Source organism: Kushneria sp. EE4, assembly GCF_977968315.1.
Genome location: NZ_OZ386212.1, coordinates 1,238,718 through 1,254,154 on the forward strand (window position 1 = coordinate 1,238,718; position 15,437 = coordinate 1,254,154).

Sequence of the window (15,437 nt, forward strand, 5' to 3'; positions counted from 1 at the left end):
AAAGTGCTTTATATCGAAAACAGGGATCGCGTTCTTCGCAGTTGTGCAGGCAATCGTGGTGAATGCGCCGCCGGGGCGCTAGAATCGGCGATGTTCGAACGGGGTGTATCGAGACATATCGATGCTGAGAGTGGTTGGCCACAACCCGCAAGGCGTTTGAATGACGCCCATTACCTGATCCGGTTCATACCGGCGGAGGGATTTCGAATCACGCACGCCGTGCCCTTCGCCCTTTAAAAAGGGCCTTCATGCCTAAGCAGGACCCACTTTCCAGATCCAGCGCGCTCAGCGTGTCCGGGGCACGTCTCGCCTTTGGCGAGCGTGTGCTGTTTGACAACGTGTCGCTGTCTCTTCCCGCCCCCGGCTGGAGCTGCCTGCTGGGGCGAAGCGGCTGCGGAAAGAGCTCTTTGCTGCGCATGATCGCAGGGCTTGACGTTTCAAGCGATGCCCATCTGTCACTGGTGGATGAAACACAGCGCCCCTTTGAAGGGCGTATCGCGTGGATGGGTCAGCAGGATCTGTTGCTGCCCTGGCGGCGCGTCATCGATAACGTGTCACTGGGGGCTGTCATGCGCGGCGAGCGCGGGGATGGCGAGCGTGCCATGGCGCTTCTCGAGAAAGTCGGGCTGGGCCGGGCCGCACGGCGCTATCCGCAGACCCTTTCCGGCGGCGAGCGCGCCCGGGTGGCGCTGGCACGCACGCTTTATGAACAGGCACCGCTGGTGCTGATGGATGAGCCCTTTGCCGCGCTCGATGCGATGACGCGCCTTGATATCCACGCCATTGCCTGCGAGCTTCTGGCGGACCGCGTGGTGCTGATGGTCACGCATGATCCTCTCGAGGCATTGCGTCTGAGCAATCAGATTCTGATCATGCGCGGCAGTCCTGCCCGCATCGAGCGCGCGGCGCCACCCGAGGGCCTTGTGCCACGCGACCCGGCCACCGAATCCATGAGCCGTCACCATGGTGAGCTTTTAAGGGTTCTAAGGGAGCCTGGTGCATGATGCGATCCCTTGCCCTGCCCCTTTGGCGACTGTGTCTTGCCACCGCCGTGCTGGTGGCGCTCTGGCAGCTGGTGGTGTCTTCCGGTGCGCCGCGCTATATGCTGCCGGCGCCTTCAAGTGTTTTACACACCCTGCTTAACCAGTCCGGGCTTTTGTGGCATCACGCCCTGGTCACGCTGGGCGAGATCGTGGCGGGTTTTGTGTGCGGGACGCTGCTGGGAACGGTGACGGCGCTGACGCTGTCGCGCTGGGCCTTTTTACGCTCGACCGTGCTGCCGCTTTTACTGCTGACTCAGGCCATCCCGGTATTTGCCATTGCCCCATTGCTGGTGCTCTGGTTCGGCTACGGGCCGGGTTCGAAAATTGTCATGGCGACGTTGATCATCTATTTCCCGGTCGCCTCGACCTGCTATGACGGACTGCGCCAGACCCGGACCAGCTGGCTCGACCTGGCAGCTACCATGGGCGGCAGCGCCAATCGCCAACTTTTTTATATCCGCCTGCCGGCCGCCCTGCCATCGCTGGCCTCGGGGCTTCGCATGGCGGCTACCGCTGCCCCGATCGGGGCCATCATCGGTGAGTGGGTGGGTTCCAGCGCCGGACTGGGCTATCTCATGCTGCAGGCCAACGGCCGCATGCAGACCGATCTCATGTTTGCCGCGCTGGTCGTTTTACTGGCTATCACCATCACACTTTATTTTACCGTCGACCTTTTGTGCCGTCTGGCCATGCCCTGGCAGCCGGATCGTACCGGCAGGCAGGCGTTGATCAATGGAGAAACACCATGAAAAAACTGTTCGATCGGCTATGTCTCACAGCGCTTGTGGCCATTGTGCTCACCGGTGCGGCCCGGGCCGAGGAGCGCTCTGGCAGCGATGCGCCAACGCCCCTGTCGGCGCCTCCCGAGGCGTCTCTGAGCCTGATGCTCGACTGGTACGTCAATCCCAGCCATGGGCCAATCATCATTGCCGAGCAAAAGGGATTTTTTCGCGATCTGGGGCTGAAGGTCACCATTAAAACGCCGGCTGATCCGACCGCGCCGCCCAAGCTGGTGGCAGCCGGGCGAGAGGATCTGGCGCTGGGATATCAACCCCAGCTTCATCTGCAGGTAGATGAGGGGCTACCGATCAAGCGGGTCGGCACTCTGATCGCCACACCGCTGAATGTTTTGATGGTGCGAGCCGACAGCGACATTCATCAGTTCAGCGACCTCAAGGGCAAGCGCGTCGGCTATTCGGTTGGCGGCGTTGAGGAAGTCCTGCTGGCGGCAATGCTTAATCACTCGGGCCTCGGGATGGAGGATATCGAGCCCGTCAACGTCAATTTTGCGCTCACCCCTGCCCTTTTGAGTCGCCGGGTCGATGGCGTCACGGGCGCCTTTCGCAACTTTGAGCCGGCACAGCTGGCCCAGGAAGGGGTTGAAGGCCGGGCATTTTTTATCGAGGAAGAAGGTGTGCCCGTTTATGATGAGCTGATCTTTGTGGCCGGTACCGACACGCTCGATGAGAAACGTCCTCTGGTGGCACGCTTCATGAGAGCCATCGAGCAGGCGACCATGTGGATTGTGAATCATCCGGAAGAAGGCTGGGAGCTTTTTAGAACCTACGATGCGTCGCTGGACAATGAGGTCAATCACAAGGCATGGGAGGCCAGCATCGCACGCTTTGCGCTACGTCCGGCCGCGCTCGATACCGGCCGCTATCGGGATTTCGAAAATTTTCTGCTCGATCGCGGTGTGATCAAAAAGCGCGTTCCCGTCGAGCGTCTGGCCGAAGACGTCAATGCCGTTGGCAGATAACATGAATCCCGCCCTTAAAGGGCTCAAAAGGCACGGATTTTCGGGTAGAAATATGGGTCGAACGGGCAGCCGTGCCTCCCGAAAACGCCGATAAGAAAGCAGGTTTTAAACGGCGCCGTTTAATACGGCGTTGTTTACAATCCTTATTATAATAGTCAACTTTTATGTGTTACTTTTATTCCCGTTTCGGCGATCGATCAAGAGAGAGTCATGCCATCAACGTCCCACCACGAACATTTTGAGCGCGTGCGCCAGGATCACCAGCGTGAACTGGTGGAGGACTATGTCGAGGAAATAGCGCATTTGCATCGCCACCTGGGCGAGGCACGTGCCAGCGATCTGGCCGATCGTTTCGGGGTCAGCCCGGCGGCCGTCTCCAAGGTGGTAACGCGTCTCAAGCGTGATGGGCTGGTCAACGCCCGCCCCTATCGAGGGATCTTTCTGACCGATCAGGGAGAAGAGCTGGCCCATAAGGTGGCCGCACGCCATCGGGTCGTTTTACAGGCCCTTCTTGCCCTTGGCGTGCCGGAAAGCATCGCGCGAGCCGACTCCGAAGGCATTGAGCACCACTGCAGTGATGAAACGGTTGCTGCTATGCACCGCTTTCTGGCTGACAACCCGCATCTTGTGCCGGATTCCATTTCCCGCATGACCAGCCGTTGATGCCCCGCCGTTTCCCGTTGTGACGTTGTGACGCCTATCCTGAGTAACGCCTTGTCGCCTGCGGCCGTCTGCAGGCGCATCCATTTTTTATGTTCCAGCACGACGCCCCGGGCGTCGGGAGACTCTGGTCATGTCGTCTCATCCAACGGGTCAAACGCATCCGCCGCTGGCGGATACGCCGCTGATCTTTATTGACCTTGAAACCACCGGTACGCGGGCCACGCGGGATCGTGTTACCGAAATTGCCGCGCTGCGCGTACTCGATGGGCGCATTGTTGACCGCTTTGAATCCCTGGTCGATCCCGGCATCGACATTCCCGACCGCATTGCCAGGCTGACCGGCATCGATAATGCACTGGTCAACGGTGCGCCAGGCTTTGAGGACATTGCCGACAGATTCGAACAGTGGCTGGGGGATGGCTGGCTGGTCGCCCACAATGCGCGCTTTGATTACAGTTTCCTGCGTAACGAATTTCGGCGGTTGGGACGCGAGTTTCGCCGACGCGTTGTCTGTACGCTCAAGCTGTCGCGGGCCCTGGACAAGGGCTCGCATCAGCACGGTCTGGATGCCCTTCTGGAGCGCTATCAGCTCGAGGCCCATCCACCGCGCCATCGGGCGATGGGAGATACACTGACGCTGTTTTCCGTCTGGCAGTACTGGTCAAGACATCACTGTGTGGAGCATATCGAAGCGCAGGTACTCGATCAGGAGCGCCGACGCAGTCTGCCGGCCCAGCTTGACCCCGGGCTGCTGGATGAAGTGCCTGCCCGGCCCGGTGTCTATCTTTTCTATGGACACAACCGTTTGCCGCTCTATGTGGGCAAGAGTGTCAACCTGCGCTCAAGGGTATTGAGTCATTTCAATAACGATCACCGCAACGATCGGGAAATGAAAATCTGTCAGCAGACTCAGCATCTGGAATGGCATGAAACCGCGGGGGATCTGGGCGCGCAGCTGCTCGAAGCCCGACTGGTCAAGCAGCTTTCGCCCATCTATAACCGTCAGCTGCGTCGTAGCGCCGGGCTGCATACCTGGTACTGGCCGCAAGGCGCGCAGGCGCCGCAGCTTGCCGGGCAGAAAACGCTGCATGAGGATGTTACCGGTACACGCTATGGCATGTTCCGCTCCCGGCGGGAAGCCACTCAGGCCCTGACCAGCATTGTCGAGCAGCAGCGCCTTTGCCCCAGAGTGATGGGGCTTGAGCGCGGCAAGGGGCGCTGCTTTGCCTATCAGATCGGCCGCTGCGGCGGTGCCTGCTGTGGACAGGAAGATCTGGACGCACACGCTCGGCGTGCCCGGGAAGCGCTGGAGCGCCTGCGCATCCAGCACTGGCCCTGGCCCGGGCGCGTGGCCTTTCGCGAGGCAGCCAGCGATCAGGACGTGGTCTATCACCTGGTGGATCACTGGTGCTATCTCGGCAGTGTCGAACACCTGGAGCAGTCTCCGACGGCGACCGAGGTGGCCTTTGATGCCGACACCTACAAGATTTTAACGCGCTTTCTGGCCGCCGATCATGACGGCCTGAGCGTGATCCCGCTTGAAGGTTGATGCCGGATCACGCCGCCGCGGTCACCCCTTCAGAGGCTGCGCCAAAAAACCATCGACGGCACGAATAAAGGCTTCAGGCTTTTCAGCATGAAGCCAGTGCCCGGCTCCCTTGATGGTCTCGACTCTTGATGCCGGCATGACCTCGGCAATGATCGCCAGCGCCTTGTCTGTGACGTAGTCGGAGTGTTCACCGCGCAGCACCAGCGTTGGCCCTTCAAAGGGCGCTTCTCCCCCCGGGGGCGCTACAATGTCGCCGTAGCCTTCCTCGATGAAATCAAGCCCGACGCGCCAGCCCAGAATGCCCTGATCGTCGCGGACCAGGTTGGTAGCGAGAAACTGTCGGGTGGTCTGGCTGTCGATGGCTTCGGCCATGGCGTCATCGGCTTCCTTGCGGGACTCCGGCAGCGCGTCCTCGACCAGTCGATGGGCGCGAAAGATATCGTCATGGCCATGCTCGTAGGCAACGGGTGCAATATCGGCCACGATCAGGCGTGAGACCCGCTGCGGATGACGCCGAGCCAGGGTCATGGCGACCTTGCCACCCATGGAATGCCCCAGTAGATCGAATCGGTCGATTTCCAGATGGTCCATGACGTCCAGTACGTCCGCTGCCATGTCCTCATAACTCATGCCCGGGGCATGGCTTGAACGACCGTGATTACGCAGATCCAGAGCCACCACGCGTCGCCTCTGACGCCAGTGTTTAACGTGGGAGCGCCAGTTGTCGGCGCTGCCAAAAAGCCCATGTAACACCACAAGTGGCGATGCGCCTGCCTGTTCCGGCATGCCTGAATCCGCGTAGTGAAGTTCAATGCTCATGAACGCTCCATAACCGTGTTCATATCAACGCCATGGTGCCCATCTCTCGCCTGGGGCGCCATCACGGGTGTTTGTCGTCAATCGCCCGGGCTTTGGCGCCGGACAGTTGAAGCAGGCATCGCTGGAGCCAGACCAACAACATGGCGTAAAGAGGAAGAAACAGCAGCAGGCTGATGATGAGTTTCACACCATAGTCGACCAGTGCTATTTCGATCCAGTGCTCGGCCATGAAGGGGTCGGGGCTTTGCCAGAACGCCACGAAAAAGAAGATAAAGGTATCCAGCAGATTGCCGACAATGGTAGAGCCGACCGGTGCCAGCCACCAGGGCCGTCGCTGGCGCAGACGATCGAACACCACGATATCCAGCGTCTGGCCAAGGACATAGGCCATAAAGCTTGCCAGTGCGATCCGGGCGATAAAGAGATTGAACGACCCCAGCGCCTCCATCCCACGCCACTGCCCCTGCTGGAACAATACAGAGACCAGATAGGAAACCACCAGAGCCGGCAGCATGACCCGGGCAATCAAACGCCTTGCCGCGTCTCGTCCCATGAGACGAACGGTCAGGTCGGTGGCAAGAAACAAAAAGGGAAAGCTGAAAGCCCCCCAGGTGGTATGAAAGCCCAAAAGCGTAATGGGCAGTTGAACCAGGTAATTGCTGGCGGCAATGACCAGAATATGGAAGCTGCAGATTACAAAAAGCGCAATACGCATTTTGGCATAGTCAAATATGAGCATTATTGCTTTTTTTAATCGAATTGTGTGAACCAGAAAGGTATAAAATCATCTAACCGTGAGCGCTAATCCAGAGGCTGTTTGATGAGAGAGTTCATCACTGCCATGGCACACGGTACTGCACTGTTTGAACGCCGAGGATTGCCATAAGCAGCAATTGGACGATAGCGCGTCAGACAGGCAGAGCGTTTTTTTTCACAAGGAGTTAAAAATGAGTGTATGTGCCACTGCACCGATCGCGACAGCGGGGTGCGAAATGGTCATTCTCGATTCTGCACCGTTGCTCAAGGCCATGGCCAACGAAAACCGACTGCGCATTCTCTGTCTTCTCAGAGAGGGTGAAATGTCCGTATCGGAGCTGAACAGCAAACTTGACCTGAGCCAATCGGCGCTGTCACAGCATCTTGCCGTGCTTCGCCGCGAGGAGCTCGTCAATACACGCCGCGCTTCCCAGACGATCTATTACTCCCTGCGTGGTAAACACGCCGAGGCAGTTATCGATACGCTGGCAGGACTTGATCGATCCTGATTCCGGCACGTGGTTTGAATAAGCGGCCTGCCCCCCTGACAGGGGCAGGCCGTTTGTCGTTGGCCACGCCTTACTGCTTTTCCCACCGCAGTCGCACCACACGGTCGATGGCGCGATCAATGCCTCGCTCGATGGCGCCCTCACTGCGCTTGCCAAAACGCTCAAGCATCGAGCGCTGCGGTCTGAGGCTGACTTCGAGAATCCGATACTGATCGCTGTGCGCCTGCAGCCAGGCCTCGCTGGTATTGACCTCATCGATCAGCGCCAGACCGATGCCCTGCTGGCCGTACCAGATATCGCCTTCGCTGACCTGTTCAATATCCAGTGCCGGTCGGCGAGAAGCAATCCATGCCTTGAAAAGATCATGGGTCTTTTCGAGATCGTCCAGAAACTTCTGGCGCCCTTCTTCGGTGTTTTCGCCCAGCATCGTAAGCGTTCGCTTGTGGCGTCCGGCGGTGAGGATTTCGACATCGACGTCGTTTTTCCTGAGCAGGCGATGCACATTGGGCACCTGAGCCACCACGCCGATCGAGCCGATGACGGCAAAGGGCGCGGCAATCAGATGATCGGCGCAGCAGGCCATCATGTAGCCGCCGCTGGCAGCCACCTTGTCAACACTGACGGTCAGTCTGAGCCCCGCCTCTCGCAGACGGTCAAGCTGCGCGCTGGCCAGGCCGTAGGCATGAACCAGCCCCCCGCCCGATTGCAGGCGTACCAGCACCTCATCCCCGGGGCCGGCCGCTGTAATGATACTGGTGATCTCTTCTGTGAAAGCTGGTACACGAGACGCTCGCAGGTCACCGTCAAAATCCAGTACCCAGAGCGTATTGCGCCTTTCGCCGGTGTGTCCCTGCTTTTTGGCCGTCTTTTGTTCTGTCTTGCGCGTTTTCAGGCGAGCCTTGACATGACGTTCGCGTTCGCCGTCTTCGAGAGTGGCGTCCTCAAGAGTTTCGCGATGACGCCGAAAATATTCTCCACGATTGCGCACATGAAGTCTGGCGCCTCGATCCTGTCGCTGACCACGGGTCCGAATCATGAGTATCAGGACCACGGCGATGGCGGCAACCACCGTGACACTCTGTGCCAGAAACAGCGCATAGCTGGATAACCATTCGCCCACGTTTTCAACCTCCCGGGTATAACGGATAGAATGCGCGCCATCATCGCACACGAGGCCTTGTTGTGCTGAAAAGCGAACATCGCGTGCCATGACATGGCTATCATGTATTTTTTACTCATCAACCGGACATAAAGATGGTCGATACCGCGCCACTGATTGCAAAACTCCATGAACGCTTTGATGCGCAAGCGGCAGCGGGCGTCCACGAGACCCTGCAGCTCGAACTGGCTGAAGGGCAACGCTATTTCGTCGTAATCAATGATGGAACGCTGGACATTCAGGAAGGAAATCACGAATCCCCTTCCGTGACGCTAATGACAGATACCCGCACCTTCGAGCGGCTGATCAACAAGGAGCTCGGCGGCATGCAGGCGGTCATGTCCGGCAAGGTGCGTGCCCGTGGCGATATCATGCTGGCGTCCCGTCTGACGCGTCTGTTTCGTCGCCGCGGCGACGCCTAGCCTTGTTTCGCCGCGGCAAGGCCTGACACCTGAGCATTTACTCCCGAGCGGCGCTGCCTCTGAGAAAGTTTTCAATCAAGGCGCTTGAAATGGAATACGACGGCGGCAAACCCGGCAATTGATCGGCAGTAAACCAGTCGGCGGCCTCGATTTCGATGCCGTCGATGTGGATGTCCCGGCTGGCGGCCTCGGCGTAAAACCCCATCATGAAGGAGTGCGGCATTGGCCATGACTGGCTTTTGAAGTAGCTGACCCGCCCGACCTGCACGCCTACTTCCTCAAAGACCTCACGGCGCACGGCCTCTTCTGCCGACTCGCCGGGCTCGATAAAGCCGGCCAGCGTGCTAAAGCGCCCGGTGGGAAAGCGCGGACTTCGCGCCAGCAGCAGCTGATCACGCCAGGTTACCAGCGTAATGATACAAGGTGAAATCCGGGGGTAGCTTCGAAAGCTGCAGGCAGGACACGCCATCATGAACTCGCCGGGGCGTCGGCGCATGCGTTTGCCGCAGCGACCACAGAAACGATGATCCTGCGACCAGCGCACGATCTGAAGCGCCGTGGAGAGCAGTCCGAAAGACTGTTCGGGCAGTGCGCCCAGCCAGTGACGCGCCGGCAGCCATTGCTCCTCGCCGGGCTCGGACAGCACGGCCACCGGCACATCGTTCCAGTAGCCGATGGCGATGGCACCATCCGGCCAGCGGGCACGAGACTGCAGAATGCCGCCCTGCCCGTTGTCGGCAATGCCATGCTCGCCGATACGAATCAGATGGCCTTCGCGGCAGTCTGCAAGCGTTCGAATATCGCGTGTCAGCACCTCAAGCTCCCAGTTCGTCCCACAGACACACGCCCTTTTCCCGCAGCTTCGCCAGCTTTTGCTGATGGGCCTGGGCTTCTTCATCGCTGGCGGCAATCACGCGCAGCGGCGCCCGGTCGGCGGCCAGCCGGCGAATGGCAAAGCCGGTATGGCCGCTGTTGCTGCTGTCGCTGTCCTGCTCGGCCCCAAGCGTCAGAGCGGTCTGTCCGCCGGTCATGGCCAGATAGACATCGGCCAGAATCTCGGAGTCCAGCAAAGCGCCGTGCAGTTCGCGACGGCCGTTGTCGACATCGTAGCGCTTGCACAGGGCATCCAGGCTGTTGCGCTGCCCCGGATGGCGATCACGCGCCATCTTCAGCGTGTCGAGAATGCTGCACTTTGATGCCAGCGGCCCCAGCGCCTCGTTGCCGCGCGCCCGGTTGACCATGGCAAATTCGTGATCGATAAAGCCCACGTCGAAGGGGGCGTTATGGATGACCAGTTCGGCGCCCTGCACGAACGCCCAGAATTCGTGGGCGATATCGGCAAACACCGGCTCATTGGCCACACGTGCATCCGTGATGCCATGGACTTCGATGGCTTCCGGGTCAATGGCGCGTTCGGGATTGATATACTGATGGTAGTGCCGCCCGGTCAGGCGACGGTTGATCACCTCGACCCCTCCGATTTCGATCAGGCGATGCCCGTCCCTGACTTCGATACCCGTGGTTTCCGTATCAAGAACGATCTGTCTCATGACGTTGTCTCGCGGCTTTTGAGTTCATCCATGGCGTTATTGGCCAGCTGGTCGGCCAGTTCGTTGCCTTCATGTCCGGCATGGCCCTTGAGCCAGTGCCATTCAATCTCGTGTCGACGGGACTCTTCCAGCAGCATCTTCCACAGCTCGGCGTTTTTGACCGGCGCTTTCGATGCGGTTTTCCAGTCCTTTTTGACCCAGTTATGAATCCACTGGGTGATACCCTGACGAACATACTGCGAATCGGTCCAGAGCTCGATGCGACAGGGGCGGGTCAGGGCTCGCAGAGCAGAAATGGCAGCCATCAGCTCCATGCGATTGTTGGTGGTGTGTGCTTCACTGCCCTTCAGACACTTTTCATGAGGGCCGCTGCGCAGCACCGCACCCCATCCGCCCGGCCCGGGGTTGCCCCGACACCCACCGTCAGTATGGATAATGACATGGGGACGTACTTCATCGCTCACTGTGCGCCTCGTGGTATCCGGTATCAGAGTTCCATTATGCCATGACACCCGGGGCCGCTGCCGGTCTGCGTTTTCTTGTCCCGATGTTATCTGCCGCGCCATCGCCCTGGACTCGAGGCCCGGCAGGCGGTAGCGCATCGTGCGCCGGACCGGGCGAACGTTTTTGTGACAGACAGGCCAGTGCCGAGGCCTTGCTGCCCAGCATGGCAGCGGGATCAAAGCGCTTTTTCAATGGAATCATGCGACACATCTGACGTTTGGCACTGATGATCCATGCCCGCCCCAGCGGTAGATTGTGGCGCCGACCCCAGCGCTCCATGAGAAGCCAGTCCGGGGTGTTTTCAAAGGGCACAAACCCGCAGTAATCAATCCGTTCGATATTGAAATCGATAAATCCCAGCCAGTCGCGAAGCCGCTTTGGGGTCAGCCATCGGCTACGCTGATAGAAATCATCGTGGCAGCGCTTGAGCCGTGCCGGACCTGCAATGCCCAGCGGGTGCCAGCCGATCAGTATCAAACGGCCGCTGTCGCTGGTCACCCGTGCAGCTTCACGCAGCACATGTGTGGGTTGAGGCGCGACTTCCAGAAGGTGGTGAACCAGTACCAGCTCCAGCGCCTCATCGGCCAGTGGCAGAGCATCCGGGCGGCAGATCAGTGTCGAGGGATGGTCGGCCAGGTCCCGCTGCGGGGCCCAGCCAATGCGGTGACGAATGCTGTCGTGAGCCAGCAGTGATGGTGCGACGCCGAGCTCAAGGGCGTGCTGCACGCCGGATCTTGCCAGCAGCTGATGCAGGCAGTGCGTCTCTGCCTGCCACTGTCGCCTGCCATGGGCGGTCTGCCAGTAACGCTGTCCGGCAAGGAACTGTTCGCTGAACGTTGCCTGGTCTGCGTGGTGATTTGACATGCAGGGCCCCTGATCGCATGGTTATCGCGTTTAATGACCACCCCGGTTCTCGAGGCTGGCGGTTACCCGAAACATTCGCGGCATCGGGCACATTGCGCCCTTTTTTCAACCTACTTTTTCGAGGATTGTCATGTTGACCGTCAAACCACTGCCGGCGTTCCAGGATAATTACATCTGGGTGATGCAACAGGACAACACGGGCAGCGTTGTCGTGGTCGACCCGGGGGAAGCCCAGCCGGTTATCGACTATCTGGAGCGCACGGGTGCGGGCCTGGAAGCCATTTTGATCACCCACCATCACCAGGACCACACCGGTGGGCTGGGCGAGCTCAAAACGCGCTACGCCCCGCGCGTGATCGGGCCGGACAATCCAGCCATTGCCGGTATCGATGAGGTCGTTGGCGAAGGCGATCGTTTTCGGCTGATGGGGCGTCATTTTGACGTCATGGCCACCCCCGGCCACACCCTGGATCACATCTCCTTTCTCTCCAGCGGCACGCCGTCTCTGCTTTTTTGCGCCGACACCCTTTTCTGCGGCGGTTGCGGGCGCCTTTTCGAAGGCACGCCCGAACAGATGCATCAGGCGCTGACGCGCTTTGCCGAGCTCGATGATGACACGCTGGTCTTTGGTGCACATGAATATACGCTGTCCAACCTGACGTTTGCCCGTGCCGCCGAGCCGGACAACAGCGCCCGGGACAGCCTGCTCGAGGAGTGCCAAAAGGCACGTGAGCTCGACCGGCCCACTCTGCCCAGCACCATCGGACGTGAGCGATTGATCAACCCGTTCATGCGCGTCCATCTGGAGAGTGTACAGCGCGGCGCTGCCGAACAGGGAGAGGCGCATGATGCCCTGTCCACCTTTGCCACTCTGCGCGCCTGGAAGGATCGGTTTTGAACACGGATGCCTGACATGACAGAAAGGCTTCGCCGGCGTGGTCTTCCATGGGCAGGTCTCATACTGGCGCTGATGACCCAGGGGCTACAGGCGGCCCCCGTCAGTGAGGTGCCAACCGTACATGGTATTTCGCTATACGATACGCCGGCCCTGCCCGACGATTTCAAGCATTTCCCCTGGGTCAATGTGGACGCGCCCAAAGGCGGCGATATGGTGCGTGCCGCTCAGGGCAGCTTTGACTCGCTCAATCCCTTTATCGTGCGTGGCGACCCGGCCAGCGGGCTGACGCCCTTTGGCGGTCTGCCTTTCGATACTCTGATGGTGGAAAGCCCCGACGAGCCCTTTACTCTCTACGGGCTGCTGGCAGCAGGTATTCGACTGGATCCGGATCGACACTGGATGGAGATCGACCTGGACTCCCGGGCGCATTTTCACGACGGCAGCCCGGTCACCGCCGAAGATGTCGTGGTTTCCTTTGAGGCCCTGACAACGCAGGGGTCACCCATGTATCGGGCCTACTACGCGGATGTCACCGATGTTGAAGTGCTGTCACCGTTTACCGTGCGCTTTGAGTTCAGCGCGAACAACTCGCGTGAGCTGCCTTTGATTCTGGGGCAGCTGCCGGTGCTGTCGGCAGAAGAGATTCGCGGTCGTGACATGACACGCCCCACGCTTGATCCCCTGATGGGCTCCGGCCCCTATCGCATCGCCGACGTTCGGCCCGGCCAGCGCATTGTCTATCAGCGTGATGACAGCTACTGGGCGCGCGACCTGCCGGTCAACAAGGGGCGTTACAACATCGATCGCCTGATCTTTGACTACTACCGCGACCCGGGCGTTGCACAGACGGCCTTTCGTGCCGGGCAGGTCGATTTTCGTGTCGAGAATATCGCCCGCAACTGGGTGACCGGCTATGACTTCCCTGCCGCTCGTCAGGGGCTGATCGAGCGCGTTGAAATCGAGGATCACAATCCAGCGCCCATGCAGGGCTTTGTGATGAATCTGCGTCGGGACACTTTCAAGGATCGCCGTGTTCGCCGAGCGCTGGGGCTGGCATTTAATTTCGACTGGCTCAATCGCAACCTTTTTTACGGTCTCTACGCTCGTACACAGGGATTTTTTGACCACTCCACCATGGAGGCCACGGGGTTGCCGAGCGACGGTGAGCGCGCGCTTCTTGCGCCGTGGCGCGATCAGTTGCCCGAAGCGGTCTTCAATTCGCCCCTGCCCGTTGAGTCACCGCAGACGCTGCGCCCCCGATTGAAAGAAGCACTGCATCTGCTGCGTGAGGCCGGCTATGAGGTACGCGATAACCGCATGGTCGATCGAAACACGGGGCAGCCGCTGCGATTTGAGTTGCTGCTGCGCGATGCAAGTCTTGAGCGCATGGCGCTGCCCATGGTGCGCAATCTGGCCCGGCTGGGAATTGAGGTCAATCTTCGCACCGTCGATCCGAGTCAGTATCTGGTTCGCCTGCGCCAGTTTGATTTCGACATGACCACCACCGTCATTGCCCAAAGCAACAACCCCGGCAATGAGCAGCGCGAGTACTGGGGCAGTGAGTATGCCGATCAGCCGCAGAGTCGCAATCTCATGGGGATCGAAAACCCGGCGATCGACGATCTCATCGATCATATTATCCGGGCCGACTCGCGCAAGGCGCTGGAGTCGGCGGCCTCGGCGCTGGACCGTGTCCTGCGCTGGGAGTTTTATGTGATTCCTCAGTATCACTCGCCGGTGACCCGACTGGCCTACTGGAAGAAATTTGCCATGCCTGACCAAAGCCCCGAGTACGGTCTGGATCTCGATAGCTGGTGGGTCGACACACAAAGCGCCCATCAGATTGAATCACGACAGGAGTAGCGCTCATGGCACGGTATATCGTGATGCGCGTCCTGCTGATGGTGCCGACTCTGCTGGCGGTACTGCTGCTCAACTTCATCATCGTACAGGCCGCGCCCGGCGGACCTGTCGAGCAGATGCTGTCACGTATCGAGGGCATGAGTTCCGGCGCCGCTCTCGGGGGTGGCAGCGATGGCGTCGTTTCCAGCGGTGATGCCACGCGCGGAACACGCGGCATTGATCCGGCCTTTATCGAGGAGCTCAATACGCAGTTCGGCTTCGACAAGCCCCTGTGGCAGCGTTTCGCCATCATGGTGGGCAACTATGCGCGCCTGGATTTTGGCGAGAGTTTCTTTCGCGGCCAGCCGGTGACGGACCTGATTGTTGATCGACTGCCGGTTTCCATCTCACTGGGGCTCTGGAGCACGTTGCTGGTCTATCTCATCGCCGTACCGCTGGGGATTGTCAAGGCGGTGCGTCAGGGCAGTCGATTCGATCTGTGGAGCTCGGCACTGGTCATCGCGGGCTACGCCATCCCGGGCTTTTTGTTTGCGCTGCTTTTGATTGTGGTGTTTGCCGGCGGAAGCTATCTCAACTGGTTTCCACTGCGCGGGCTGACCTCGCCTGATTTTGACCAGCTCTCCTGGTGGGGGAAGATCATCGACTACTTCTGGCATATCGCCCTGCCGGTCACGGCACTGACCATCGGCAGCTTCGCGACGCTCGCCTTTTTGACCCGCAACAGCTTTCTCGAAGAGATCCACAAGCAGTATGTGATGACCGCCCGTGCCAAGGGAGCCTCAGAGCGACGCCAGCTCTACGGCCATGTGTTTCGCAACGCCATGCTGATCGTGATTGCCGGCCTGCCTTCTGCGCTGGTGGGTATCTTCTTTACCGGCGCGCTTTTGATCGAGGTGCTTTTCTCGCTCGATGGGCTCGGTATGCTTGGGTATGAGGCGGTATTGCAGCGCGACTATCCGGTCATCTTTGGCACACTGTTTCTTTTTACGCTGATCGGTCTGGTGCTCAAACTGATTTCCGATCTGACCTATGTGGCCATCGATCCGCGTATCGATTTCGAGCGACGGGAGAGCTAGCGC

17 protein-coding genes are annotated in these 15,437 nt (G+C 59.6%); 10 read left to right on the plus strand and 7 right to left on the minus strand.

Features of this window, described 5'->3' with window-relative positions; genetic code table 11:
- Positions 1–248: 248 nt before the first annotated feature.
- The 5 genes from ACXMYO_RS05705 (at position 249) to ACXMYO_RS05725 (ending at position 5,014) form a co-directional block, all read left to right on the plus strand.
- Positions 249–1,004: an ABC transporter ATP-binding protein gene (locus ACXMYO_RS05705; RefSeq protein ID WP_457808077.1), complete on the plus strand. Its 756-nt coding sequence runs from the start codon at positions 249–251 to the stop codon at positions 1,002–1,004.
- Positions 1,001–1,792: an ABC transporter permease subunit gene (locus ACXMYO_RS05710; protein WP_438767375.1), complete on the plus strand. Its 792-nt coding sequence runs from the start codon at positions 1,001–1,003 to the stop codon at positions 1,790–1,792. Before ACXMYO_RS05705 ends, ACXMYO_RS05710 begins: the two co-directional genes overlap by 4 nt.
- A complete protein-coding gene (locus tag ACXMYO_RS05715; RefSeq protein WP_457808078.1) occupies positions 1,789–2,802 on the plus strand; it encodes an ABC transporter substrate-binding protein in 1,014 nt (337 codons plus the stop codon). Before ACXMYO_RS05710 ends, ACXMYO_RS05715 begins: the two co-directional genes overlap by 4 nt.
- A gap of 210 nt (positions 2,803–3,012) precedes the next feature.
- Positions 3,013–3,465, plus strand: coding sequence for a manganese-binding transcriptional regulator MntR (gene mntR / locus ACXMYO_RS05720; protein WP_086898989.1), 453 nt, complete (start codon positions 3,013–3,015; stop codon positions 3,463–3,465).
- A 130-nt stretch (positions 3,466–3,595) separates the two neighbouring features.
- The gene (locus tag ACXMYO_RS05725; protein WP_457808079.1) at positions 3,596–5,014 is read left to right on the plus strand and encodes an exonuclease domain-containing protein; all 1,419 of its coding nucleotides are present in this window, start codon (positions 3,596–3,598) and stop codon (positions 5,012–5,014) included.
- A 21-nt stretch (positions 5,015–5,035) separates the two neighbouring features.
- On the opposite strand, the gene ACXMYO_RS05730 is transcribed toward ACXMYO_RS05725, so the two are convergent.
- Entirely contained in the window at positions 5,036–5,833 is a 798-nt protein-coding gene (locus ACXMYO_RS05730; RefSeq protein ID WP_457808080.1) for an alpha/beta fold hydrolase, read from the minus strand.
- 61 nt (positions 5,834–5,894) lie between these two features.
- A complete protein-coding gene (locus ACXMYO_RS05735; protein WP_457808081.1) occupies positions 5,895–6,572 on the minus strand; it encodes a 7-cyano-7-deazaguanine/7-aminomethyl-7-deazaguanine transporter in 678 nt (225 codons plus the stop codon).
- Positions 6,573–6,825: 253 nt separating this feature from the next.
- On the opposite strand from ACXMYO_RS05735, the gene ACXMYO_RS05740 reads away from it, so the two are divergent.
- On the plus strand, positions 6,826–7,098 hold the full coding sequence (locus ACXMYO_RS05740; protein WP_227876013.1) for an ArsR/SmtB family transcription factor: 273 nt from the start codon (positions 6,826–6,828) through the stop codon (positions 7,096–7,098).
- A 70-nt stretch (positions 7,099–7,168) separates the two neighbouring features.
- Here ACXMYO_RS05740 and sohB read toward each other — a convergent pair whose 3' ends face one another.
- The gene (gene sohB, locus ACXMYO_RS05745) at positions 7,169–8,218 is read right to left on the minus strand and encodes a protease SohB (protein WP_457808082.1); all 1,050 of its coding nucleotides are present in this window, start codon (positions 8,216–8,218) and stop codon (positions 7,169–7,171) included.
- Positions 8,219–8,352: 134 nt separating this feature from the next.
- Between sohB and ACXMYO_RS05750 the strand changes: the two genes are divergently transcribed.
- On the plus strand, positions 8,353–8,679 hold the full coding sequence (locus ACXMYO_RS05750) for an SCP2 sterol-binding domain-containing protein (protein ID WP_438767381.1): 327 nt from the start codon (positions 8,353–8,355) through the stop codon (positions 8,677–8,679).
- A gap of 37 nt (positions 8,680–8,716) precedes the next feature.
- Here ACXMYO_RS05750 and nudC read toward each other — a convergent pair whose 3' ends face one another.
- From nudC to ACXMYO_RS05770, 4 genes are read right to left on the minus strand one after another with little or no spacing between them, the layout of a single operon-like run.
- Entirely contained in the window at positions 8,717–9,493 is a 777-nt protein-coding gene (gene nudC / locus ACXMYO_RS05755) for an NAD(+) diphosphatase (protein WP_438767382.1), read from the minus strand.
- Position 9,494: 1 nt separating this feature from the next.
- The gene (dnaQ, locus tag ACXMYO_RS05760; RefSeq protein ID WP_457808083.1) at positions 9,495–10,229 is read right to left on the minus strand and encodes a DNA polymerase III subunit epsilon; all 735 of its coding nucleotides are present in this window, start codon (positions 10,227–10,229) and stop codon (positions 9,495–9,497) included.
- The gene (gene rnhA, locus ACXMYO_RS05765; RefSeq protein WP_438767384.1) at positions 10,226–10,693 is read right to left on the minus strand and encodes a ribonuclease HI; all 468 of its coding nucleotides are present in this window, start codon (positions 10,691–10,693) and stop codon (positions 10,226–10,228) included. Before rnhA ends, dnaQ begins: the two co-directional genes overlap by 4 nt.
- Before the next feature lie 34 nt (positions 10,694–10,727).
- Positions 10,728–11,597 (minus strand): methyltransferase domain-containing protein, encoded by an 870-nt coding sequence (locus tag ACXMYO_RS05770; protein WP_438767385.1) that lies wholly within the window; start codon positions 11,595–11,597, stop codon positions 10,728–10,730.
- A gap of 130 nt (positions 11,598–11,727) precedes the next feature.
- Here ACXMYO_RS05770 and gloB point away from each other — a divergent pair, with 130 nt between their 5' ends.
- Genes gloB through ACXMYO_RS05785 form a run of 3 tightly spaced genes read left to right on the plus strand, consistent with a single transcriptional unit; the run spans position 11,728 to position 15,434 of the window.
- Positions 11,728–12,495 (plus strand): hydroxyacylglutathione hydrolase, encoded by a 768-nt coding sequence (gloB, locus tag ACXMYO_RS05775; RefSeq protein ID WP_438767386.1) that lies wholly within the window; start codon positions 11,728–11,730, stop codon positions 12,493–12,495.
- Between the two features lie 15 nt (positions 12,496–12,510).
- Entirely contained in the window at positions 12,511–14,358 is a 1,848-nt protein-coding gene (locus tag ACXMYO_RS05780) for an extracellular solute-binding protein (protein WP_438767387.1), read from the plus strand.
- Positions 14,359–14,363: 5 nt separating this feature from the next.
- The gene (locus tag ACXMYO_RS05785) at positions 14,364–15,434 is read left to right on the plus strand and encodes a microcin C ABC transporter permease YejB (protein ID WP_438767388.1); all 1,071 of its coding nucleotides are present in this window, start codon (positions 14,364–14,366) and stop codon (positions 15,432–15,434) included.
- Positions 15,435–15,437: the final 3 nt, after the last annotated feature.

Bases quoted from the DNA above. Each gene is read 5' to 3' on its own strand.
- ACXMYO_RS05705 (WP_457808077.1), top strand. From the start codon at position 249: ATGCCTAAGCAGGACCCACTTTCCAGATCCAGCGCGCTCAGCGTGTCC.
- ACXMYO_RS05710 (WP_438767375.1), top strand. From the start codon at position 1,001: ATGATGCGATCCCTTGCCCTGCCCCTTTGGCGACTGTGTCTTGCCACC.
- ACXMYO_RS05715 (WP_457808078.1), top strand. From the start codon at position 1,789: ATGAAAAAACTGTTCGATCGGCTATGTCTCACAGCGCTTGTGGCCATT.
- mntR (WP_086898989.1), top strand. From the start codon at position 3,013: ATGCCATCAACGTCCCACCACGAACATTTTGAGCGCGTGCGCCAGGAT.
- ACXMYO_RS05725 (WP_457808079.1), top strand. From the start codon at position 3,596: ATGTCGTCTCATCCAACGGGTCAAACGCATCCGCCGCTGGCGGATACG.
- ACXMYO_RS05730 (WP_457808080.1), bottom strand. From the start codon at position 5,833: ATGAGCATTGAACTTCACTACGCGGATTCAGGCATGCCGGAACAGGCA.
- ACXMYO_RS05735 (WP_457808081.1), bottom strand. From the start codon at position 6,572: ATGCTCATATTTGACTATGCCAAAATGCGTATTGCGCTTTTTGTAATC.
- ACXMYO_RS05740 (WP_227876013.1), top strand. From the start codon at position 6,826: ATGGTCATTCTCGATTCTGCACCGTTGCTCAAGGCCATGGCCAACGAA.
- ACXMYO_RS05750 (WP_438767381.1), top strand. From the start codon at position 8,353: ATGGTCGATACCGCGCCACTGATTGCAAAACTCCATGAACGCTTTGAT.
- dnaQ (WP_457808083.1), bottom strand. From the start codon at position 10,229: ATGAGACAGATCGTTCTTGATACGGAAACCACGGGTATCGAAGTCAGG.
- ACXMYO_RS05770 (WP_438767385.1), bottom strand. From the start codon at position 11,597: ATGTCAAATCACCACGCAGACCAGGCAACGTTCAGCGAACAGTTCCTT.
- gloB (WP_438767386.1), top strand. From the start codon at position 11,728: ATGTTGACCGTCAAACCACTGCCGGCGTTCCAGGATAATTACATCTGG.
- ACXMYO_RS05780 (WP_438767387.1), top strand. From the start codon at position 12,511: ATGACAGAAAGGCTTCGCCGGCGTGGTCTTCCATGGGCAGGTCTCATA.
- ACXMYO_RS05785 (WP_438767388.1), top strand. From the start codon at position 14,364: ATGGCACGGTATATCGTGATGCGCGTCCTGCTGATGGTGCCGACTCTG.